Here is a 19,759-nt window from a genome sequence, read left to right on the forward strand (position 1 = left end):
GGTCAGTCGTGGTGAGTGGCGTAGCGCTGCAACGCGGTGTCGAGATCGCTCCCGGTGGTGGTGGCTGGCAACGCCGCGGCCGGGCGACTGGGCATCGCCTCGGGGCTGGTCAGCACGAGACCGACCCAGGCCGCCACGACCTCCGGTGTCGGCACGAGATCCAGACCTCGCTCGATCGGGTCCGGCACGATGTCGATGTCGGCCTGATACCGCACGGTCACCGACCATCCGGTGTCCTCACTCCAGTCCACGGTGACCGACTCCAGGTCGGTGCCGGCGATCTCGTCGGTGTCGCAGTCGAGGCGGATGCGCCCACAGCGCGGCGGCTGGCTGTCGATCTCTTGGTTCAGCACGGCGATCTCGTCGGCCTGCAGCGCGGCGGCAACGGCGGTGAGATAGGCAGTGGGGTCGGTCTGCGGCATACGATCTCCTCACTCGGATTCGGTATCGGCATGGTGGGTGTCGGGATCGAGGACGGGCAGCTCCACCCGGCTGCCGTGCCCGGTGTGTTTGAACCCGTGCCGCTGGCTGTACTCGCACTCGCCGAACGGCCCGGTCGGGCTGGTCAGCACGCTCATGTGCGGGTCGAGGTGGTGCAGCATCCACGTCGACATGGCCGAGCCCTCGTCGGCGACGACGGCTTCCTCCCACGCGCGCCGTACCAGTTCCAGCCGAAACACGGCCTCGGGGTGTTCGAACCACGCCGGGCACCAGGTCGCGTATTTGAGGCTGCGTTGATACAGCGGGATCACGAGGCCGTGGACCCAGCCGAGGAGCTCGTCCATGTCCACGGCCGACTCGTCGCCGGTCTCGGCGGCGGGGGGTTGCTCGTCCGGGACGGGCTCGCCGCCGGGGACGGCCTCCTCGGCCGGGGCGGTGTCCGCGGCGGTGGGGAAGAAGTCGAAGCTCATGGCGAATCGTCGCCCCGGTTCAGGCGGGCGGCCACGGGGTTGTCGGGACCGAGGTAGGCGGCTGCGGCGTGCTGGACCTGCTGGACGGAGGCGTCGCCGGCCGCGCTGATGTCGTCGGCCTGCTCGGACTCGCGGTACCAGGGCAGCAGCGTGCCGTGGGCGACCGGACGGCCCGGGTTGATCAGCAGAGCTTCGGTTTTGGCCAGCGCCCGAAGCCGGGCCACCGGCATGATCGATTCCTTGGTGGCGCTGTACTGGTCGGACCTGCCCGAGGAGCTCGTCGAGACGGACACGGGCTGGCGCACCCAGTGTTCGCCGATGAGTTGGGACAGCCATCCCAGAAAGTCCACGTCGTCGAGACCGGCTCCGGCGATTTTGACCGTGGCCGCGCTCCACAGACTGTCCATGCCCTCGCGGCCCCACACGCGCGCGCCCTGCTTGTAGGACTGCAGGATCGTCAGCGCCTGGATCCCGCGTGAGCCCCAGTGCGAGTACTGGCTCGGTAGGCTGCTCAGGGGGCAGATGTTGGCGGCCTCATCGAGCATGAGCACCAACGACGGGTCCAGCCGGCCGCCGCGGGCCTGGGCGGCGTACTCGGCGACTTCGGTGATGCGGTCGACCAGCGCGGTCACCACCGGTGCCGAGGAGGAGCCGCCCTCTTTGGACAGCAGATACACCGTGTCGGCGCCGCCGGCGACCAGCTCCCACGGGTCGAAGCTGGCCAGCTCGTGCTCCGGCGGGCTCGACCAGGTCGACGGTGGGGTGACCCACCGCAGCAGCGCCTCACTGCGCAGGCATTTCACCGCCGTACGGGCGGTTTCGTAGATGCCTTCGGTGGTGACGTCGGCCCCGCCGAGGGTCGATTCGAGTTCTTCGGCGTCGACGGTGGCCCCGTGGTTATCGAGCGCGTCGACGGCGTCGCGGCGCTGGTCGCGCAGATACCGCAGCACATCGCGGAACGTGCCGTCGGGGTTGGCCGCCGCGGCCAGGATCGAGCCGGACAGCACCCGCTCGGCGGCCTGGGAGAAGAACGGGTCGGCGCGTTCGCCGGAGATGGTGCCGGTGAAGTGGGCGGTCAACCGGGAGGCGGCCTCCAGCTGCCGGTGCTGCGGGGTTTGGCGGATCGCGGCGATGGGGTCCCAGTACCAGGTCTGGTCCACGTAGGCGATCTGCTGCGGGTCGAACGTGAACACCCGCCCGGCCTGCGCGCGCAGGGACCTGGTCAGCGCCCACACGTCGGTCTTGTTACTGGTCACGACGACCGGACCGTTGGCCGACAGGATCGTGGGCACCGCAATCGCGCTGGTCTTGTTGCTGCGCGGGCCCATGAGGATCAGCGCCACGTCCTCCCAGGACATGTACACATCCATCCCGGCGACCTGCATCAGCCGGATACCGACATCGCGGCCCAGCTCCTGCGCGTGCTGCAGCGAAGGCCGCAGCCCGCGGGCTTTCTGCGCGGCCTGCTTGCCGGTCAGGTCGCCGAGGTCGCGTTTGCGGGCCAGCCGGGCCGGATCGTGGCCCCCGGCCAACCGGTCCGCGAGGGCAAGCCCGCCCAGGACGCCGCCGACGAGTTCGGCAATGGCCAACACCGCCACCAACACCCAGAACAGCACCGGCGAGACCCCGGGCACCAGCCCGGCCGGGCCGACCGTGGTCAGGGTCTCGACGAGCTGCGGGACCGCCATGCCCGGGCGGGCCCAGGACCCGGTGGCCAGGAGTCCACACAGACCGGTGGCCACCCAGATGTCGGCGTAGGCCGCCACGGCGGCAGCGAGCACCGATCCGGCGATGGCCAGGGTGGTCTTCTCGTTCGACGCCGGAGCCGCCCCGCTCATGCCGCCACCCCCTGCTGCGGCGACTGCGGGTCCTGATCGGGCCAGGCGGTGTTGGTGTGCCAGGCGGTGTCGGTGTCATACAGCGACCGTTCCGTGGCGGTCAGGCTCATCGCCACCGGCAGCCCGAGCCGTTCCCCGCTTTTGATGAGGTATTTGCCTCGGCCCGGGTGGCTCATCCCGGCCACCCACGTCGGCGGGGCCGCCCAGGAGGTCAACAGCGACGTTTCGCCGCTGGTCAACGGGGCGATCCGTGAGATCGCCTCGATTTCTTTGTTGTCGAGTCCGCCGAGGACGAGCACTCCGTTGCGGGCGGCCATGCCGCGCGCCTTGGCCACATCGGCCGGGTTCGGCAGCGCCTCCAAATCATCGAAGGAGTGGGTGGATTGGGCGGTGACCTCGCCCTCGTGGCGGTTCAAACGCGTAAGCCGGTCGGCGTACTCCACCAGGCCCGGCGCCACCCGCAGCGCCCGCCACAGCTCGTCCATGGGCCGGAACACGTTGCGGCGCTGGCCGACGGCTTGGGTCGCGTCGATCGCGGCCGCGCTCCAGGCCCAGGACGACAGCATCGCCGCGGCCACGACCTCGTCGTCATCGCGGTGCAGCGCGGAGATATCCAAACTCATGGCCGGGGTATCCAGCGGGGCCGCCACCGTGGAGCGCTGGTCAAACATCCCCCGGATCGCGCCTTCGCAGAGCACCCCGAGGGAGTTGATGAGTTCGCGGGCATCACGGCGGAACTGGCGCTCGTCGGCCGAGGCGGTCAGCTGCTGCACGGCCTCGGGCGCCTGCTCGAGGATACGCAGCAGATCCGGGATGACCGGTTCGCCAGTGGGATCGGCCGTGGTCGCCAGATCCAGCGCCCGGCCCAGCAGGCGCCGCTCGGTGGTGGTGATCTCCGGGTGGGACTGCTGGCGCCGCACGATCGTGATCAGCGCTTCCAGCAGCGACAGCTGCCGGGCCCGGACGGTCTCCAGCAGCTGCGCCCGGGCCTGGCCGGTGGCCGCGGCCACCGCTTGACGCAGCGGGCCGATGTCCAGCGGGTTGAGCCGGGCCAGCCCGCGGCCGACGCGCCACACGGTGCCGCCGAGCGACTCGACCAGCGGCGAGTACTCGCCCTTGACGTCGCCGGGCACGACCCCGAGAAAGCCGAATGAGGTCAACCCGGTCATGAGCCGTTTGATGATCGTGCTTTTGCCGACGCCGGGCTGCCCCTGGACCCACAAGCCGGTATTCGTCACCAAACCCTGGTGCAGCCACTCGCTCGGGTCCAGCCCGACCGGTTCGGCGGTGTGCATGTGCCGCCCGATCGGCACCCCACGCGGGGCCGCGCCCGAGGAGACCGCGTACGGGTACAGCCCGCACACCTGACTGGTGGTGCCCTGATAGCCCACCCCGGCTTGGACGGTGGCCGCCCGGCCCCCGCCGGGGGTGGTCCAGCCCCACGACCGGGGCGCGGGCCGGTTCCGGGCCTGTCCGGCCGGATCCGGCCCGGCGGAGGCGGCAGTGGGGGAGTCAGTAGCCATGACGGGTCTCCAGCTCACGCGGATTGATGCCCATGCCCAAGCTCGCGGCGAACCCCGACGCCTGGGCCCCACGCAACCGGCGCAGCCGGGTTTTGGCCTGACCGGCGCGCAGCTCGACATCGGCCACCGCCGCCGGGATCTGCTCGGCGGCGGCCACGGTGGTGGTCACATACAGCGAAAACGTGCCGACCCCGGCACCCTGGGACTCCTCCCGGGCGGCCTGCTGCGCGTGCGCGGCATCGTCGCGATCGCGCTGCGTCGTATCGCGTTTGGTGCGCTTCGCCCACTCCTGACGCACCGCCAGGTTGCTGATCTCGGACTCGACGGCCGCCGCGGCGGCATCGGCCCCGAGCGGCTCGTACAGCAGCGTCACCCGCCGCGGGTGCGGGCCCGGCGCCAGCAGCGGCACGAGCACGCGCTCGGTCACCGCCTGCCGCGGGGCCTCCCGCATCGCCCAGGACACCGAGATCCCCGAGTCGTGGTGCCAGGCGTCCCAGTCCTCGCGGGCCGACACGGGAGCGGCATCCCGCCAGGCCAGCACCTGCTGCTGCGCGTCGAGCACGGCGACCTCGCCGCGACTGGCCGGATCGTAGGCGGTACGCAGCCGGGTGATCAGCTGCGGCACAGTGGCCCGCCCCAGCACCGACACCCCGCATGAGGCCAGCCCCTGCTCCAGCCCGGGGATCCAGCGCGACACCTCGGCCACCGCCGCCAGCAGGTCCGGCGGCTGCGGATTGGCCCGCGACGGATCGAACGTGATCGACACACGGGTGTCCACATCGGCGGTGACCGCCGGGGTCTCGGCGAGAAGCTCGTCCATGACCTGGCTGGCCACCTGCGGCGAGTGCGGGCTGCGGCGCTGGTGGGTGTAGTCACGGATCGTCGTGCCCCCGGTGGGGGCGGTCTCCACGGTCACGCTGATCCAGCGCACCATCGGTTGATAGCCCAGATCCGCCAGCCACGCCCCCCACGAGGCCACCCACTGGTCGGCCTGGTCCTGATCGGCCAGATCCAGCCCCACCGGAGAGCACCGCAGCACCACGGTGATCAGCCCGCTCCTCCGGTCCCACAGCAGGCCCTGCTTGCCGCCGCGCCCGTCGTCGGTGTTCAGCGGCACCAACGGCGCCATCGGCCCGGGCAGGTCGTGCTGGCGCGGATGGTCGGTGAGCACCCCGCCGGAATAGGCGGTCCAGCCGCGCCGCCGGGCGGTGGAAAACCGCAGCGTGCGGGCCAGGGCCTGCCACAGCGAGCTGCCGCCGACGGGAATGAGCACACTGGCCGCCACGAGCACACCGATCCCGACCACGACCAGCCCGACCACCACGCCGATGTAGAACGCCGCGATCGCGGTCACGATCGTGACGAACAGGGTCAGCGTTTGGCCCGGCGACCAGTTCGCGATGCCGAAACCCCGCGCACGGCGCCAGTTGCCGTACAACCGCGGGCCGTCCGGACTGCTGCTGGTACTCACGACGTCGGCTCCTCTCCGCCGATGTCTGCGGCGGTGTCCCTGGTCTGCGTGTAGGCCTCGCCGGTCGCCGCGAGCCCCATGCCGACACCAGTGCCCACCGCACCGGTGGTTTGACCCGCGCTCGCGACCTGCTGACCCTGCCCGACGGGCGCGGCCTGCTGCCCTTGCCCGACGGGCGCGGCCTGCTTCCCCTGTCCGGTGGGGCTGGCCTGCGGCGGAGAGCTCGACGGGCCGCCCTGGCCAGGCCCACCGGATCCGGACGGGCCGCGATTCTCGGAGCCCGAGTCGGGGCCTTCAGGCCCGGATCCGGACGGGCCGCTGCCGGGCCCGGTCGCGTCCACGTAGTTGGCCTGCTGCTCGCCGGACGAGCGCGGGGCGGCCCCGCTCGGGGAGGGCCCGCCCCCGCCTCCGGACATTTGTCCGAGGCTGCTCAACGCCGAGCCCCCGCCCCCACCGGAGGGCATCGACACTCCCGCCCAGCTGAAGAACTTCATCAGCGCCGGCAGCGCGATAATGGCCAAAAACACCACCATGATGCCCACCATCGCGACATTCCAGTCCTGATCGACCTCTCCCGACGGCGACGAGTTACCGGAGCCCATGAACTGGAACCCGATGACATACAGCATCGCCGCCAGCGGCTTGTACGCCACCAGCGCGATCAGCCACGGAAGGATCTTGGTCAGCCATTCTTTGCCCCACTGCGACACCGTCCCGGCCGCGGCCAGCGGCAGCATCACCGCCAACACCGCGATCCCGGCTTGACGGATGAACCCCAGCACCCACTGGACGAACCCCAACACCGCCAGGACCAGCGAAAAGAACAGCACCCCCATCGGATTGTTCGTGCCCGTGATGTTCAGGACGCTTTGCAAGGCTGCGGAGACGGTGGTTTTCTGGCTGTCCAACACCCAGGTGGTGAACGCGTCTCCCGCGGAGACGGCCCCGGCCAGCAGCATCAGCCCCATCGTGGTGACCAACACATACCGGCCGACGCCGAGCCCGACATCCAACAACGGCTGCAGTTTGCGCTGCAGCACGATGCGGATGCACTGAGCCAGCACCGAACACATCAGAATGAGCGCGATGACCGGGGTCAGGTAGGACTGCGCGTTCCGCACACCCTCGGTGTTCGGGTTGATGGTGGGCGTATACAGCCACCACAACATGGAATCGACCAACAAGTCGCCGGCGAACTTGCTGGACCACTCCGCGATTTCTTCGAATCCACTGTGGATTCCATTGGCGATGGCCTGCCTGCCCTGGCAGGCCAGGTTGATGGGGTTGCAGTCGGCCACTAGGGCCCTCCGATGCGAGTGTGCCCGGCGGTCGAGGTCCTCAGCTCCGGCGCCGGTGTGGGCACCTGCAGACGCCAGTCCCCGTTGCGCCAGGACAACGTGCGAGTCAGGTGCGCATAGCCGCCCATCTGCCGGGACTGTTCACTGGAGGCCACCAGCGAGACCTGCACCAAATCGCCCCGGGGATCACCACCGGTGATGGCATACCACCACTGCTGCGGCCGGGTCGCCGCGGCCGAGGCCGACGAGGACTGCCGCGACAACTGCGACAACTGCGCCTGCTTGTCGCCGTAGGTCTGCTCGCGGACCACCGCCCGGTAGGTCCGCGGCCCGGCCGCGCTCGATGCCCGAGTACTGATGTGCAGCGCCGCCAACACCGCCCCGGCCTTGTCGTGGGAAAACCCGCGCGCCAGGCCGTCGGTGACCGTGCGCGGTCCGTGCTCGGCCGAAAACGGCAGCGGGGAATCCGCCACCGGGCGCCACTGCAGCGGCCCCCACGGGCCCTGCTGCTCGCTCGGCGAGGGAGCAGGCGACGTCGGCCGGGCCGCAGGCTGGCTGTTGCTGCGCCCCAACCAGAACGCCGTGGTCGCCACCAGCAGCAGCACCACCACGGCCGCCACCACCCACGGCCACCGCCGCCGTCGCGCCGCACCGGTGGTCTCACTGACTACATAGGACATGACGCCTCCTGCTCTAGATCGCGAAAATCCCGACCAGGGTGGCAGCCATCGACCCCAACGCGAGGCCGATCAGGACGAACCCAGCGTCGAAAATGCCCTGCTGCGCCAATTGGTTGCGGTTACGCCGTCCGATCGCGATCATGATCGAGCAGGCCAGCAGCCCACCGACGCCGGACACGAGCAGCAACCATTTCAGCGCGGCCACCACCGTGTTACCGAAATCCTGCAGCTCCCTAGGCACTCCCGGAGACGGATTCGGGATCACGGGGGCCTGTTGGGCCAGCACCTCGGTGGCCGTGTGCACCAGCACAGAGACGTCCTTTCTCGGTTACGACGGTCGGTCAGCACCGGCCACGGGCGAGGCGGTTCCCCGCGCCGGGGAGACCGGGGGCGCTGCGGCGGCCACCGGTGTCGTGGCGCGCAGCTGGGCCACCAACTCGCGGTGGGCCTGGCGCATCGCCGCGGCGAACGGCTGCAGATGCTTGTCCGGCTGAGCCGTGGCCAACACCTGGGCGGCCTGGGTCCACGGGTCCACCAGCTCGCACCACCGGCCCACCCACGGCACCGCCACGACCGCGCCCACATACGGACGCACCATGGTGATCCGCGCCGCGGCGGGCTTACTCGTCGGTGCCCGGCTGGTGGCCACCACCAGCAGCACCGGCGACGTCCCGGCGTGCTGAACGGCTTGGTGGGACCGCCCCAATGACGACACGGTGTCGCGGCAGACCACCGCGTCGACCGGGCCGCCGCGATACACCCCCAGATCAGCGGCCTGCAACGCACCGGCCACGGTGGAGGTACCCACCCCGCCGGCCACGCCGGCCACCCATGGCTGCCGCACTGGCACTGTCCTCCCGCATGGCTGCACCGATGTGCGCGGAACCCCGATATCCCCCTGGGGCCCTTTGAGCTTGGATGCCGCCACGGGCTGGCGGAAGACTTGACCTAGTGACTATCGCGGTTAACGCCCCGGAAGGACTCCCCGAAGCGACGCGTGTGCGTGACGATCACGGAGACACTCCGTCTCCGCTCCAAGGAACCTCATGCCCTCTCGCGTGCTGGCCGCGCTCCTGACCTCGGGACTCGGGCTGGCCGGGCTAGCCGTCGGTGCCTACTGGCTCGGCGCTCACCCCCACTCGGCCCCACCGGCGCCCCCGCCCCGTCAGCCCACTGTCGTGGCCCCAAACCCCACGGGGCCCACGCGGGCCTCCACGGTTCCCGCGAAGTCCGTGTGCCGCGCGTTCGCTGCCACCTGGGTCGCCGTCGACACCCGCCGCGACAGCAGCCCGCAGGACGCCCGCCGCCGCGCCGCCACCGACCTCGGCACTCCCGCCCTGCAGGACCGGCTGACCCGACAGCCGAAGCGCCCGCCGGAGCAGTGGGCCCAATGGCAGCAGCACGTCCACATCCAGCCCCACCCACAGCCCTACATCGGCACCCCGCCTCCCGCCGACACCGCCGAGCAGGCGTTCGCGGCCGCGACCGTGGCCCGCACCGCCGTCGGCCCGCAGACGCGGGCCGAACTGGCCCCGGTGACGGTGTACTGCACCCTGACCCGCCACCAGGGCCAGTGGCGCGTCGACGACGTCGACACCGACCTCGGCGAGGCCCCCGCATGAGCCCGGCCCGCCTCCTGACCGCAGTCGTCGTAGTGATCATCGGCCCGGTCGTGGCCCTGCTCGGGCTACTCATCGTGATCGTGACCAGCGGCAACAACGCCAACACCGGCACCGTGGGCCTGTCCGGGCAACTCAAACCCGGCACGATCCCGCAGCGCTACGTGGGGTTGATCCAACAGGCCGCGACCACCTGCCCCGCGATCACCGCGCCCCTGTTGGCCGCCCAGATCCAGACCGAGTCCAACTGGGAGCCCGACGCCATCGGGCCCGTGACCTACCTGGGAACCCGCGCCCACGGCATCGCCCAGTTCATGCCCGCCACCTGGGATGCCGTCGGACGCGACTACAACGGCAACGGCGCGACCTCACCCATGGAACCCGGCGACGCCATCCCGACCCAGGCCGCCTACATGTGCCGCCAGCTGACCCAGGTCCGCCAGGCGGGCCTACCCGGCGACCACATCACCCTGGCGCTGGCCGCCTACAACGCTGGGCTCGGCCCCGTGCTGGAGTACCAGGGCATCCCGCCGTATCAGCAAACCCAGCAGTACGTGCGCCGCATCCGCGGCCTCGCGCGCACCCTGGCCCAACCCGCTCCCCACCGCTCTCCCAACCAGGGCTGGACCACCCCTGTGCCCGGCACGTGTTCCAGCGGCTACGGGAGCCGCTGGGGCGAATTCCACCAGGGCCAAGACATCGCCGGACCCGTCGGCACCCCCATCACCGCCGCCGCGGCCGGAACCGTCCTCGAGGCGGGCCCCGCCTCCGGCTACGGCCAGTGGGTCAAACTCCAACATCCCGGCGGTGTGGTGACCATCTACGGCCACATCCACCACGCCACCGTCGACCCCGGCCAGCACGTCCGCGCCGGTCAGGTCATCGCCACCCGCGGCAACCGCGGCCAATCCACCGGGCCGCACCTGCACTACCAAATCAACGTCGACGGCGCGGCCGTCGATCCCCGAGCGTTCCATCGCCAGCACGGCGCCCCACCACTATGCGGGAGTACCCAGGTTTAGCCACCGCCCCGGACGTGAGGAACATTCGAACGAAATCCGGCGGTTGTACTGCCCATGACTACCGCAGCCGAGGACGGCGCCGGCGACACGCTGACCGCGCTGCACTTCGGGTTCGGCCATCGGAACAGGGGTGTCGGTAAGGGTCGTGTCACCAGGTTCCACAGGCCCGTCTGCACCTGGTGACACGACCCTTACCGACACCCCGAACACCGGCACCGATTGATCCGAGGTACCGCGCATGGATCTGCCCCATATTCTGGCCTTCACCCTGTTCACGGCCTTCTTCATGACTCTGCTCGGGGCCGGAACCCGCACCCAGTGGCGCATCTGGCGCTGCCGGGCCGACCGGACGCGGTCGGCCCGGTATGAGGCCGCTGGACTCGGGCTGACCGGCGTGGGGCTGGTGACCCTCTTCGCCGTTTTGCTCCTTCCCGAGCCCCCGCGCTGGGCGGTGCTGACCGCCTTCTGGGGGCTCTGCGTCCCGGCCGCAGCGTTCTTCCTGGCCGCCCGGATCACCCAGGGCTGGGAAACCGAGCAGGCCCGACAGCGGGACGTGCAGTTGGCACTGCCGGTGCCCAAGCGCATGATCCCGCCCTGGGGGATCGCTGTGCTCTGGCTCGTCGGCACGATGCTGATCACCTTCACCGCTGGCTACGGGGTGCTGTGGCAGGCCTGGCCTCAACCGTGGTTCGCCGTCCAAGACCGCTTCCAGTCCGTGATCTACACGGTGACCGCCCTCGGCCTTGCCCTCGGAGCCGCCCACACCGGATGGCAAACCCGGCGCCGCCGACGCGAACACCGCCGCGTGCAGCAGGAACTGGTCAGTACCCTCACCGGTAGTCCCGAGAGGGATCATCCCGATCAGCATGCGTAATCCGTGCGCCTGCACCCCAATATGTTTATAACTGCTATAAACCGGGCCATGGTGGCATTTCCCAACTCCCCCGTCCCGCGACGGGAACGACTCCACCAGTGGGTCCTCGAACTGCAAGCCCGGATCGAATCCGGCGAGTGCGACGGCGCGGCGGTCGTCGCCGAGCTGGCCGAGGTGCGCCGGGCAAGCCGGGACCTGGGGTGGCTGGCCGACTGGCTGCTGGTCGCCGCACGGGAGCAGGGAGCAACGCTGCCGCCGCTGGCTGCGGCGTGGTCCCAGTCCGGCAGTCGCCTGCTCGTGCGCGGCCCGGACCAGCGATTGAAGAAACTGACCGATCGCCTCGGCGATGCCGCTGCGGTCCGGGATCGATTCTTGGCCCTGCCCGCAGAGAACACGTCGGCGGAACCGGAGGAGCGAGGATGAGCCGCTGGACGGCCTATGTCGACGAGTCCGAACCCGCTCGCCACGACGATCCCGGCGTGTATCTGCTGGCCGCGGCCTTGGTCGAACAGGCACAACACGAGTCCCTCACCACAGCTGTGAGATCCTGGTGCCTGCCGGGGCAACGCAAGTTGCACTGGCACAACGAGTCGGCCGAGCGACGGGCGCAGCTGGCCACGGCCGTGGCCGAGTTCGACGTGCTGCACCTGGTCGTCGTTCGCCTCGGCGGCCTCGACGGAGAACGCAGTGAACGCCGTCGACGTCTGTGTCTGCAGCGCCTGCTGGCTGAGCTCGAACAGACCGGCATCGATCACGTCGTCCTCGAGGCTCGCCAACGCAAGCAAAACCTCGCCGATCAGCAGCTGCTGGCGGCGATGCGGGCGCAAAAACGTCTGACCAGCGCACTGCGGATGGATCACGTCAGCGGGCCCAACGAGCCGGTCCTCGCCTTGGCCGACATCGTCTGCGGGGCCGTCACCGCCGATCGCGGCGGCCACTCCGACTACCTGCAGACCCTGAAACCGCTGGTCACGCTGCACACCCTGCACGCGACTGACCAGGTATAGAAACACCGCGAGCCCGGGACCCCGTCGTCCGGCGGGAACTTCCCAGGCTCACTTCCACCGACTCCGCGAAGCCGTGGCTGACCCCAGTATAGCCCACCGAGAGTTCGGATGCGACCGGGACCGGCCAGCAGGAACGAGCAGCGTGGCCCCTTTCCGGCATATCCGGTTTCTCCTCCCACCAGCTCATCTGGCTGCCACTCGCGCTGCACACGCGCACGCTATCGAGGCCTCGTACTCCTGAAGCTGTCCTGAGGGGCAGAGTGAGTCGATCGGCTCGGAGCGTCCGTTTCCGGTCAGGCGACGTGCGCGTCGTAGTAGGACTCGGTGAAGGGGGCGGTCCAGCCGAGGAAGGTTTCTCCGCCGGGGTGGTGGCAGACCCATCCGGCGGGGATACCGATGCGCCAGGAAACCTCGCTTCCGGAGTGGTCTCCGTCCAATTCGGCACAGATGCTCACTGCACGGTCCTGGAACGGAGCGATCCACTGGCCGCCGACGAAGTAGCCAAGCCCTCCCAAGAGCACGACGAGGACGGTGACGATCGCAGAGGTCCGCATCGGTACTCAACACCTCCTGCCGCGACACAAGCGTCCCCCAGGTTCCGATACTGCTGGATATCAGAACACAGCGCACCAGGGTGCTTCCGATATCGAGAGAGCGCCGCGGCCATAGTGTCCGCATACGACTTCCGATATCAGGGGGCATCCGTCCCGGCCGGCCCCGAGATCATGGCCACTCCGCCCCTCAGGACAGCTCCAGGAGTACAGGGCCATCGAGCACCGGTCATAGCCACGCCCGAGCCTCCGCTACTTTGCGGCTCAGGGCAGTTTCAGGAGTACGGGGCCTAATCGCGCTGCGGGTGGTAGTTGCTGTGCTCACTGATGAATGCCGCCATCTGGTAGGCGGGCGAGTCATCGAGCCGGTTCCGCGAATGGTCGTAGAGCCGGGTCATGCGCGGGTCCGCGTGTCCGGCGAGGTCCTGCACCTTCGGCAGGGAGATCCCTTGCGCGAGCGCGTTCGTGATGACGCTGTGTCGGGTCGAGTGCGGCACGAGCTGGTCGTGCGACTCGATGCCCGCCTTGCGGGCATAGCGGCGCAGGATCTCTCCGAGGTCTTTCGAGTCGAGCTGACGATCGCCGGTCTTCGTCGGACCCCGGTAGGGCGCGGAGACGAAGAGGAGTCCGGATAGCTCATCGCGCCGGATTCCGTGCCGGTCGGCGCGGATCTGATGGTAGCGGTCAAGTGTCACGGTGACGTATGGGGCGAGTGGCACCTGGCGGCGCTTGCCTCCCTTGTTGCGGTACTCCAGTACCCGGTGGCCTCGGTTGATCTGGATCTGGCCGACCGTGCTGGCCAGTACGGCGGCCGAGCGGACTCCGGTGGTGAGCATGAGCCGCAGCATCGCGCAGTTGCGTACGGCGGTCTCGGTGCCGGTCTCGTCGGCGTGCTTGCTCGCGTAGTCGAGCAGGCGGCTCATTTCCTCCTGGTCGAGGCTGGCCGTGTTGGACACGTCGCGGTCGACCGGCGAGCGGTTCTCCGCTCCCACGGGGTCGGCCTCGGTGGCGCCATTACGGCCGAGGTAGCGGTACCAGTTCCGCACGCCCGACTGGTAGCTGTTCAGGGTGCTCGCGGACTTCGGTCCGAGCGACAGCAGCCAATCGTCCACGTCGGCGCGACGCGCCTCGAACGGGTGGACGTTCTGGCCGTGGCAGTACGTCAACCACGACGAGAGCGCGCGTTCGTACAGTTTGCACGTATTGGCTGACTTGCGTGCGAGCGTCTGAAGCCACAGATCGGTCAATCCGTGTGGATTGTAGCGATCATCGCTATTGGCTGCTTGCAGCACACCGTTCGATCGCTGCGATTCGGGGAGCTGTTCCACGTTCCTTCCCTTCGTCTTCACTAGCCCCAGTTAATGGGGATTATCAGGGGCTCGTGATGATCTCCACTCTACCACGCGGATCGTACGATCCAAATGGGACGAGCCTGTGCTACGATCACACCATGAGCAAGGAACTGGAGTCAGGCGATGAACTGACCATGACGGAGTTTGCTTCCCAACGGGACGATGCCTCGTTCGTGGTTGGAGCAGGCGGATACCTGTATCTGACACGGAACGGCAAACGCCGCATGGCACTCGTTCCGGCCCATGTGGCCGAACAGCACTATGAGACTAATCGGACCGATGACGACGACCACGCCGATACGGACGAGGAGCCCAGCGATGATGCGTAACCTTGACGTTCACGGAGTGCCGATCTATGAGCCCAACGAGGTCCCGGCGGAGATGTAGACGCAGCAGGCGGTGCAGCAGGGGTACCGGCCGGCGCCGAAACTCGTCAGCCACCAGTACGCCGCGCCGAGCAGTCACCGCCTTGTTCGCTACCTCGCCACGGAGAATCGCGTTATGACCGCATTGCAGTATTGGCTGCTGGCAGCCTCCCTCGCCGTCGCAGCGTTTGCCGTCCCAATGGGACTCCTCCTGGCTACGGGGAGCCAGCTTCGGCGACGTGACGGGTTGACGATCCTGGCCGCGGGACTCGGGTTACCCCTGATCATGCTCGCTTATGTGGTGTACACGCCCGTCCCGCCCGGCATGGACACCCTCGATGGGAGCGCTACCCAGGCCGTGGAGCAGGCGGGGGCCACGGTGTTGGCCGTGGCGCTTTCCCTGGCCGGTGTTTTCGGGCTGCTGCTGGGGGCCGCCCGCCTCGGCGAGGTCTACCGGTTCGACCTGCACCGACCCGTGCGCGGACAGCGCCCACGCGGGCCGTTTCGCGCGGCGCGGACGGAGCGCGTCGTGGCCCTGGCCTACGGGGAACTCGGTATCGGCCTGGCCCTGGTCGGCGGCGGCGCGGGATGCCTGCTGCTGGGGCTTGTCGTCGTATGACCCGCCACCTCGACCAGTGCCCATCAAGGAGCAGTGATGCGTCAGTACCGGCAGGACCTGCGGGAGCAGTGGAACGAAGCGCTGCTGCTGTACAGCAATCTGCGAAACGGCCAGCTTTTAGGTGGGGATAAGACGCTGCGCTGGTTGCAGCCCGGTGAGGTGCTGTGCGCTCAGGGGTGGTTCGACGTCGGCCGGTTCCGGTCGGCGCACGTGTCCTACTCCGTGCCCGGCTATGCCGCGGTCGGTTCCCCGGGGTTCGTGGCCGGTGCCGCGCTCACCCACGCCGTCTCGGCCGCGGCGACCCGGCGGCAGGCCGCGCGCCGGGCCGCGCCCCAGTGGCGCTACTACGGAGCGCACCCGCACCTGTTGACCAATCACCGGGTGTGCTCCTTCCTCGACAACCGGTGGGAAGACCTGCCTCTGGCTGCGGTCGAGGTCGTGCCGGACCTGGGCAAAAAGACCGCCAAGCGGCATTTCGGCACCGGCACCGTGGATCTGCACCCTCGAGTCGGGGGTGAGCCGCTGCGGCTGGCCGGGCTCGGGGTGTTCTGGTGGGCGGTGGCGCTGCGGTATCTGTGCCACGGGCGAGCCGGGCTGGACCATCCGGGGCTGCAACGCCTGGCCCGCGGCTAGGGGCCCGACCAGCTCGGACGATCCTGCGCCCGGTGAGTACGGAGGTAGGCACTGAGTTCGGCCGGCCCGTCCGGTAGCACCACCGCGACCACCGCGGCAGTCTCCTTTGCGCCGAGCTCGACGACCAGGGCATCAACGGCGAGCGCGGCCGCCGCTGGATCACGCGGGGCGAGCTCGGTGAGCAGCTTCCGCAATCGCTGTACCGCATCGGCCCGCACCGACTCCGCCATCCCCGCCTACCCTCCGGTCGATCCCTCTGCTCGTCGACAACACCATCGGCACGAACTTGAGCCCCACGGTGCATCGGCGAGACACTGACGCGATGAGCGAACAGAACAAGGACGAGCTCGCCCCCCGCTTAGCTGCGGCGATGCGGGATGTCCGTCAGGTCCAGAATGGTCACGGACACGGGGCTGAGCGCATCCGGCGAGGCCGGTTGGGCGGCGGCCGTCGAGGTACAGAGCAGGAAGCTTGCGAGGACGAGGCCGGCACCGAACCGCCTCCGCCTGCCACGTCTTTCGTGCAAGATTGAATACGACACTCGCTCACAACAGGAAGGGCCGCACCATGGCTCCCCCCAATCCTATTTCCGACTACGAGAACGTTGTACGGGCCTACGACATGGCTCAGAACACCTGGGAGCAGTGCGCGACGAGCGAGGAACGTGCCCAGGCGGCACTCGCCGTGGCCAATGCCTCTTTGGCGCTCGCCATGCTCCGCCAGGAGTGCAAGGAGTGGAGGGAGCAGAAGAAGTAGGAGGCGTTGGGTTCCCAGCCGGGTCAACGCCACAGAGACCAGGTGCGCCAGTCGAGCGGGAAGCCCATCTCGACCAGGTCTCGTCCGGTCGGCGGCAGGGCCGTGGTCAGCAGGTCCAGGAGACTGGCACGCCACTGTTGCCACGCGTCGTCGTCGGTGGTCTCGGCGAGGAGGAAGAGCACGAGGCACAGGGGCCCGAAAACCCGGAAGAGCTGAGTGGGCGGCCCGGTGTGCAGGTGCGCCAGTCGGCTGATCGGTCCCAGATGTTTCGGGGCGAGCTGAACGTCCATATTTCGGTTCCACAGCCGCGAGTGGTGGGCGCAGGTGTTACGCAGATAGTTGATCACTTGCAGCCAGTTTTTGAGGGCTGAGCCGTTGCCTGCTCCGGTGGCGTCGAGAGCGCCGAGGTCGGCCGCGATCTCGTCACGATCGCGCCGCTGGAGGCCGCTGTAGAGGGTGGAGACCCCACCGAAATCCAGGATCTCGGTCACGACCCACGTCGGCAGCCAACCGTCGTACTTGGTGCGGAAGTGCTTGACGAAGTCCTCGCGTGATCGCTGCTGGGCCTCCTGCATACGGCGCAGCCACTCCTGGTAGCGGCTAGGCTTGCCTCCAGGTGACTTGTCGAAGCCGGGGTCCAGGTTGGTCGGGTCGAGATGGGCGTAGGCGCTGCGGCGGCCGAGGACGTCGCCGAGCTGGACGCGTACGGCGATCTCGATGCGTTCGAGGGCGTCGAGCAGGTGCAGTTTCAATCGGCGGTCGAAGTCGTAGAGGCCGACGATCTGGTCGAAGCTGGTGCCGGGCAGGAAGTCGTCCGCTCGTCCCACGCCGGTCGGGTCGGGTTGGCGGTAGGGATACCAGTAGCCGCTGAGCCGGTAGTAGCCCACGGTGCGCAGGACGCGCTGCGCGTGCTGAGAATCGGAAATGCTCAGCCCGCGGGAGGACAGCAGCTGCACCTGGGCAGGCAGGTCCAAGTGCGGCTTGGTGTATGACGCAGGCAAGGACGTCCTCTCCCGGTGTCCGGGCAAAAGAAAACCAGCCCGTGATCACAATGATCAGAGGGGCTGGCCGTGTTAGTAGACATACTAGCAGAAGATGCCGTCAGCACCAGAGAGCCGGGTCCGGTGTTCCTCGCGGCCCGAGCCTTCCCACGGCAACAGAGCACGTCAGGGCGCATGGTGGGGTGATGTCCGGTCGTCGGCGTCGGTGTGCGGGCTGCCGCGCCGCCCGGGCCTACCGGGCTCGCCAGCTCCGCGAGCGTGTCTGGGAGGTCGGCCTGGACCTGGCCCGCGCGGCACTGTCACCGGCGATTCACGAACTTTCCGGGGCGTTGGCCGCGTTGGGCGCCTACGCCGAGGAGCCGACAGCGCAGCGGCTGGCCATCGCCGAACACAACGAGGGCACCGCGGAGCTGTCGGCTCGGTTGGCCAATGCCCTCTACGGCACGGCGTGGGCCCGGGTGCTGCACACCGAAGTCGCCGCCCACGATGCCGGGGTCGACAACCGGTATCGGGCTGAGGCCTGGCAGGCCGCCGGGGCCGATGCCGAGGGCGTGGCGATCCTGCTGCACTACACCGCGATGTGCCACGCCTCCGAGCTGGCCGCGATCCAGCAACGGCTCCCGGTCGATCTCGGAGTGATAAGCGCGGCCTCCAGCGGGCGCCGAAGCGGTGACACTGCTACTGGAGATCACGACCGTGCGCAGCACCGACGATCCCCGCGCCGAGCACGTCACCCCGAACCTGGCCCGGACGGCCGACCAACTGGAAACGGCGGCCGCCCGGCTGCGCGAACTGGTCGCCGCCGGCCGGGACGCGGCCACGATCATCAACCACGGCCGCTCGTGCCCCCTGGTCAGCAGCGCCGCAACGACCTCCGGGCGAGTCCGCTGGCGAGGTCAGCTTCCGTTGGGTTCGGGGCTGGTGCGCTGGGCCGGTAGGTGTTCGCCGGGTGCGTTGCGGTGATGGTGTGCGCGGGGGCCGGGTAGGTTCAGGACTCCTTGCAGGATGGTCATGAACCGTTCGAGCCCGGGCACGAGGGCGTGCACGATCGGGAGGGTGTGCTGGCCCAGGGTGCGGGTGTAGGCGGTATATCCGGCCGCCCGGAGGTGGGCGAGCACGGCCTCGACTTGGTCGGCGGGGGCCTGGTGGCCGGGGGTGGGTCGGTACGGGATGGTCTCGGCGTGGGCGAGGTGGGCGCCGAGGTCGAACGTGGCGCATCGGTGCAGCCCGGTGTGGTAATCGGCGAGGTGGGCGAGCTGTTCTGTCAGGGTGACTTCGCCGACGAGTTCGCCTTGTAGGAGTTCGCCGAGGGCGCGGTAGATGGCGTGGTGGCGGCTCAGGGACGTGCCGAGTCCGCGTCGGTGGCGGGGGTGGTGGGTGCTGGGGGGTGTGTAGGCCAGCACGGTGGGCACGCCGATGTCGGTGGTGATCTCGACCAGCCACACCGAATCGCCGAGGTGGTTTTCGACGGCGGTGGTCATCTCAACCAGCTCACCGGGCAGCGTGTCGACATCGAGTACCTGCGGTCGGTAGGCCCGCTCGGCCAGGAACGCGCGCACGAGCAGCAGTGAGAGGGCGTCGCGTTCGATGGCTTCGTTGAGCGCGTGGAGCAGGGCTTCGTTGTGGCTGGTGCCGATGGCGCTGCCGCTGTTGGAGGCGTAGCGGGCCAGCACCCGGTAGTCGGCGTGATCACCAAGGGTTCGGCGCTGGTCGGCGTGGTCCTCGGCGCAGTAGTAGGGCACCGACAGTGCCGCGGGGGCCAGCAGCTCGTGCTGGGGCTCCTCGGCGGCGTGATAGCGCACGCAGCCCACCGGGACCTCGGGGTCGGCGGCCAGTACCGCGGTGATCGGGTCGGGGCCGAGGGCTTCGGCCACGGTCCCGGCCGGGTGGGGTGCGATGTCGGCGTGGTGCAGCTCGGGGTGGCGGCTGGTGTAGTGCTCGATCGCCTCGAAGACCGCCCCGACGCGGGCGGCGTCGGTGTGGCCCTTGCCCGCTCCGGTGCCGCCGGGAATCGGATGGCCGTGGGCGTCGTGCAGGGTGCAGCGCCACGCGGTGACGGTGGCGCCGTGGCCGAGATCGTCATAGTGGGCTTGCCATCCTCGCTGGTCGAGTAGGCGGTGCGCGCGCTCGGCAGCCTCGGACAAGGACACTTCGCGTTCGGTCGTGATCTCGGTGATCGGCACGGCGGGTCCTTCGCGTGAGCAGGTCGGTCAGGGGCAGGTATGGGGGCGGTCGGCGG

Annotated in this window: 24 protein-coding genes; 10 read left to right on the forward strand and 14 right to left on the reverse strand. The window is 69.3% G+C overall.

What is annotated here, in order from left to right; translation table 11 throughout:
• Nucleotides 1–2: 2 nt before the first annotated feature.
• Genes FHX42_RS25090 through FHX42_RS25130 form a run of 9 tightly spaced genes read right to left on the reverse strand, consistent with a single transcriptional unit; the run spans nucleotide 3 to nucleotide 8,565 of the window.
• Nucleotides 3–422: a DUF6292 family protein gene (locus FHX42_RS25090; protein WP_182546946.1), complete on the reverse strand. Its 420-nt coding sequence runs from the start codon at nucleotides 420–422 to the stop codon at nucleotides 3–5.
• 9 nt (nucleotides 423–431) lie between these two features.
• Nucleotides 432–911: a DUF4913 domain-containing protein gene (locus FHX42_RS25095; RefSeq protein WP_182546947.1), complete on the reverse strand. Its 480-nt coding sequence runs from the start codon at nucleotides 909–911 to the stop codon at nucleotides 432–434.
• Nucleotides 908–2,749, reverse strand: a complete 1,842-nt coding sequence (locus tag FHX42_RS25100; RefSeq protein WP_182546948.1) for a type IV secretory system conjugative DNA transfer family protein — start codon at nucleotides 2,747–2,749, stop codon at nucleotides 908–910. Before FHX42_RS25100 ends, FHX42_RS25095 begins: the two co-directional genes overlap by 4 nt.
• Complete coding sequence (locus tag FHX42_RS25105) at nucleotides 2,746–4,272, reverse strand: ATP-binding protein (protein WP_182546949.1); 1,527 nt, start codon at nucleotides 4,270–4,272, stop codon at nucleotides 2,746–2,748. The genes FHX42_RS25100 and FHX42_RS25105 overlap by 4 nt, the downstream gene beginning before the upstream one ends.
• Nucleotides 4,262–5,743 (reverse strand): SCO6880 family protein, encoded by a 1,482-nt coding sequence (locus tag FHX42_RS25110; RefSeq protein ID WP_182546950.1) that lies wholly within the window; start codon nucleotides 5,741–5,743, stop codon nucleotides 4,262–4,264. The genes FHX42_RS25105 and FHX42_RS25110 overlap by 11 nt, the downstream gene beginning before the upstream one ends.
• A complete protein-coding gene (locus tag FHX42_RS25115) occupies nucleotides 5,740–7,041 on the reverse strand; it encodes a hypothetical protein (protein WP_182546951.1) in 1,302 nt (433 codons plus the stop codon). The genes FHX42_RS25110 and FHX42_RS25115 overlap by 4 nt, the downstream gene beginning before the upstream one ends.
• Nucleotides 7,041–7,721: a hypothetical protein gene (locus tag FHX42_RS25120; protein ID WP_182546952.1), complete on the reverse strand. Its 681-nt coding sequence runs from the start codon at nucleotides 7,719–7,721 to the stop codon at nucleotides 7,041–7,043. Before FHX42_RS25120 ends, FHX42_RS25115 begins: the two co-directional genes overlap by 1 nt.
• A gap of 13 nt (nucleotides 7,722–7,734) precedes the next feature.
• A complete protein-coding gene (locus FHX42_RS25125; RefSeq protein ID WP_220480881.1) occupies nucleotides 7,735–8,025 on the reverse strand; it encodes a hypothetical protein in 291 nt (96 codons plus the stop codon).
• A 24-nt stretch (nucleotides 8,026–8,049) separates the two neighbouring features.
• Nucleotides 8,050–8,565, reverse strand: coding sequence for a hypothetical protein (locus FHX42_RS25130; protein ID WP_182546954.1), 516 nt, complete (start codon nucleotides 8,563–8,565; stop codon nucleotides 8,050–8,052).
• 202 nt (nucleotides 8,566–8,767) lie between these two features.
• Between FHX42_RS25130 and FHX42_RS25135 the strand changes: the two genes are divergently transcribed.
• The 5 genes from FHX42_RS25135 (at nucleotide 8,768) to FHX42_RS25155 (ending at nucleotide 12,243) form a co-directional block, all read left to right on the forward strand.
• Entirely contained in the window at nucleotides 8,768–9,343 is a 576-nt protein-coding gene (locus FHX42_RS25135; protein WP_182546955.1) for a hypothetical protein, read from the forward strand.
• Entirely contained in the window at nucleotides 9,340–10,362 is a 1,023-nt protein-coding gene (locus FHX42_RS26900; RefSeq protein ID WP_235987966.1) for a peptidoglycan DD-metalloendopeptidase family protein, read from the forward strand. The genes FHX42_RS25135 and FHX42_RS26900 overlap by 4 nt, the downstream gene beginning before the upstream one ends.
• Nucleotides 10,363–10,600: 238 nt before the next feature.
• Nucleotides 10,601–11,236: a hypothetical protein gene (locus tag FHX42_RS25145; protein ID WP_182546956.1), complete on the forward strand. Its 636-nt coding sequence runs from the start codon at nucleotides 10,601–10,603 to the stop codon at nucleotides 11,234–11,236.
• 48 nt (nucleotides 11,237–11,284) lie between these two features.
• The gene (locus tag FHX42_RS25150; protein ID WP_182546957.1) at nucleotides 11,285–11,659 is read left to right on the forward strand and encodes a hypothetical protein; all 375 of its coding nucleotides are present in this window, start codon (nucleotides 11,285–11,287) and stop codon (nucleotides 11,657–11,659) included.
• The gene (locus tag FHX42_RS25155) at nucleotides 11,656–12,243 is read left to right on the forward strand and encodes a DUF3800 domain-containing protein (RefSeq protein WP_182546958.1); all 588 of its coding nucleotides are present in this window, start codon (nucleotides 11,656–11,658) and stop codon (nucleotides 12,241–12,243) included. The genes FHX42_RS25150 and FHX42_RS25155 overlap by 4 nt, the downstream gene beginning before the upstream one ends.
• Before the next feature lie 293 nt (nucleotides 12,244–12,536).
• On the opposite strand, the gene FHX42_RS25160 is transcribed toward FHX42_RS25155, so the two are convergent.
• On the reverse strand, nucleotides 12,537–12,797 hold the full coding sequence (locus FHX42_RS25160; RefSeq protein WP_182546959.1) for a hypothetical protein: 261 nt from the start codon (nucleotides 12,795–12,797) through the stop codon (nucleotides 12,537–12,539).
• 287 nt (nucleotides 12,798–13,084) lie between these two features.
• A complete protein-coding gene (locus tag FHX42_RS25165; RefSeq protein WP_182546960.1) occupies nucleotides 13,085–14,122 on the reverse strand; it encodes a tyrosine-type recombinase/integrase in 1,038 nt (345 codons plus the stop codon).
• A 122-nt stretch (nucleotides 14,123–14,244) separates the two neighbouring features.
• Here FHX42_RS25165 and FHX42_RS25170 point away from each other — a divergent pair, with 122 nt between their 5' ends.
• The 3 genes from FHX42_RS25170 (at nucleotide 14,245) to FHX42_RS25180 (ending at nucleotide 15,763) form a co-directional block, all read left to right on the forward strand.
• Complete coding sequence (locus FHX42_RS25170) at nucleotides 14,245–14,475, forward strand: hypothetical protein (RefSeq protein WP_182546961.1); 231 nt, start codon at nucleotides 14,245–14,247, stop codon at nucleotides 14,473–14,475.
• A gap of 172 nt (nucleotides 14,476–14,647) precedes the next feature.
• A complete protein-coding gene (locus FHX42_RS25175; RefSeq protein ID WP_182546962.1) occupies nucleotides 14,648–15,130 on the forward strand; it encodes a hypothetical protein in 483 nt (160 codons plus the stop codon).
• Nucleotides 15,131–15,166: 36 nt separating this feature from the next.
• Nucleotides 15,167–15,763 carry a hypothetical protein gene (locus FHX42_RS25180; protein ID WP_182546963.1) on the forward strand — a complete coding sequence of 199 codons (597 nt, stop codon included), beginning with the start codon at nucleotides 15,167–15,169 and terminating at the stop codon, nucleotides 15,761–15,763.
• Here the strand turns inward: FHX42_RS25180 and FHX42_RS25185 are convergent.
• Nucleotides 15,760–15,993 carry a hypothetical protein gene (locus FHX42_RS25185; protein WP_182546964.1) on the reverse strand — a complete coding sequence of 78 codons (234 nt, stop codon included), beginning with the start codon at nucleotides 15,991–15,993 and terminating at the stop codon, nucleotides 15,760–15,762. The genes FHX42_RS25180 and FHX42_RS25185 overlap by 4 nt on opposite strands.
• Before the next feature lie 337 nt (nucleotides 15,994–16,330).
• Between FHX42_RS25185 and FHX42_RS25190 the strand changes: the two genes are divergently transcribed.
• Entirely contained in the window at nucleotides 16,331–16,519 is a 189-nt protein-coding gene (locus FHX42_RS25190; protein WP_182546965.1) for a hypothetical protein, read from the forward strand.
• 23 nt (nucleotides 16,520–16,542) lie between these two features.
• Here FHX42_RS25190 and FHX42_RS25195 read toward each other — a convergent pair whose 3' ends face one another.
• On the reverse strand, nucleotides 16,543–17,520 hold the full coding sequence (locus tag FHX42_RS25195; RefSeq protein ID WP_182546966.1) for an Abi family protein: 978 nt from the start codon (nucleotides 17,518–17,520) through the stop codon (nucleotides 16,543–16,545).
• 185 nt (nucleotides 17,521–17,705) lie between these two features.
• On the opposite strand from FHX42_RS25195, the gene FHX42_RS25200 reads away from it, so the two are divergent.
• Nucleotides 17,706–18,458, forward strand: coding sequence for a hypothetical protein (locus FHX42_RS25200; protein ID WP_182546967.1), 753 nt, complete (start codon nucleotides 17,706–17,708; stop codon nucleotides 18,456–18,458).
• Here FHX42_RS25200 and FHX42_RS25205 read toward each other — a convergent pair.
• Entirely contained in the window at nucleotides 18,417–19,703 is a 1,287-nt protein-coding gene (locus tag FHX42_RS25205) for a YcaO-like family protein (RefSeq protein WP_182546968.1), read from the reverse strand. The genes FHX42_RS25200 and FHX42_RS25205 overlap by 42 nt on opposite strands.
• Nucleotides 19,704–19,759 lie beyond the last annotated feature (56 nt).

This window comes from Halosaccharopolyspora lacisalsi, from assembly GCF_014137975.1.
Lineage (GTDB): Bacteria > Actinomycetota > Actinomycetes > Mycobacteriales > Pseudonocardiaceae > Halosaccharopolyspora > Halosaccharopolyspora lacisalsi.

Excerpts from the sequence above, each read along its gene's own strand:
- FHX42_RS25160 (WP_182546959.1), bottom strand. The coding sequence starts at position 12,797 with ATGCGGACCTCTGCGATCGTCACCGTCCTCGTCGTGCTCTTGGGAGGG.
- FHX42_RS25150 (WP_182546957.1), top strand. The coding sequence starts at position 11,285 with ATGGTGGCATTTCCCAACTCCCCCGTCCCGCGACGGGAACGACTCCAC.
- FHX42_RS25170 (WP_182546961.1), top strand. The coding sequence starts at position 14,245 with ATGAGCAAGGAACTGGAGTCAGGCGATGAACTGACCATGACGGAGTTT.
- FHX42_RS25105 (WP_182546949.1), bottom strand. The coding sequence starts at position 4,272 with ATGGCTACTGACTCCCCCACTGCCGCCTCCGCCGGGCCGGATCCGGCC.
- FHX42_RS25175 (WP_182546962.1), top strand. The coding sequence starts at position 14,648 with ATGACCGCATTGCAGTATTGGCTGCTGGCAGCCTCCCTCGCCGTCGCA.
- FHX42_RS25120 (WP_182546952.1), bottom strand. The coding sequence starts at position 7,721 with ATGTCCTATGTAGTCAGTGAGACCACCGGTGCGGCGCGACGGCGGCGG.
- FHX42_RS25200 (WP_182546967.1), top strand. The coding sequence starts at position 17,706 with ATGTCCGGTCGTCGGCGTCGGTGTGCGGGCTGCCGCGCCGCCCGGGCC.
- FHX42_RS25090 (WP_182546946.1), bottom strand. The coding sequence starts at position 422 with ATGCCGCAGACCGACCCCACTGCCTATCTCACCGCCGTTGCCGCCGCG.
- FHX42_RS25095 (WP_182546947.1), bottom strand. The coding sequence starts at position 911 with ATGAGCTTCGACTTCTTCCCCACCGCCGCGGACACCGCCCCGGCCGAG.
- FHX42_RS25185 (WP_182546964.1), bottom strand. The coding sequence starts at position 15,993 with ATGGCGGAGTCGGTGCGGGCCGATGCGGTACAGCGATTGCGGAAGCTG.
- FHX42_RS25190 (WP_182546965.1), top strand. The coding sequence starts at position 16,331 with ATGGCTCCCCCCAATCCTATTTCCGACTACGAGAACGTTGTACGGGCC.
- FHX42_RS25155 (WP_182546958.1), top strand. The coding sequence starts at position 11,656 with ATGAGCCGCTGGACGGCCTATGTCGACGAGTCCGAACCCGCTCGCCAC.
- FHX42_RS25145 (WP_182546956.1), top strand. The coding sequence starts at position 10,601 with ATGGATCTGCCCCATATTCTGGCCTTCACCCTGTTCACGGCCTTCTTC.
- FHX42_RS25180 (WP_182546963.1), top strand. The coding sequence starts at position 15,167 with ATGCGTCAGTACCGGCAGGACCTGCGGGAGCAGTGGAACGAAGCGCTG.
- FHX42_RS25135 (WP_182546955.1), top strand. The coding sequence starts at position 8,768 with ATGCCCTCTCGCGTGCTGGCCGCGCTCCTGACCTCGGGACTCGGGCTG.
- FHX42_RS25100 (WP_182546948.1), bottom strand. The coding sequence starts at position 2,749 with ATGAGCGGGGCGGCTCCGGCGTCGAACGAGAAGACCACCCTGGCCATC.
- FHX42_RS26900 (WP_235987966.1), top strand. The coding sequence starts at position 9,340 with ATGAGCCCGGCCCGCCTCCTGACCGCAGTCGTCGTAGTGATCATCGGC.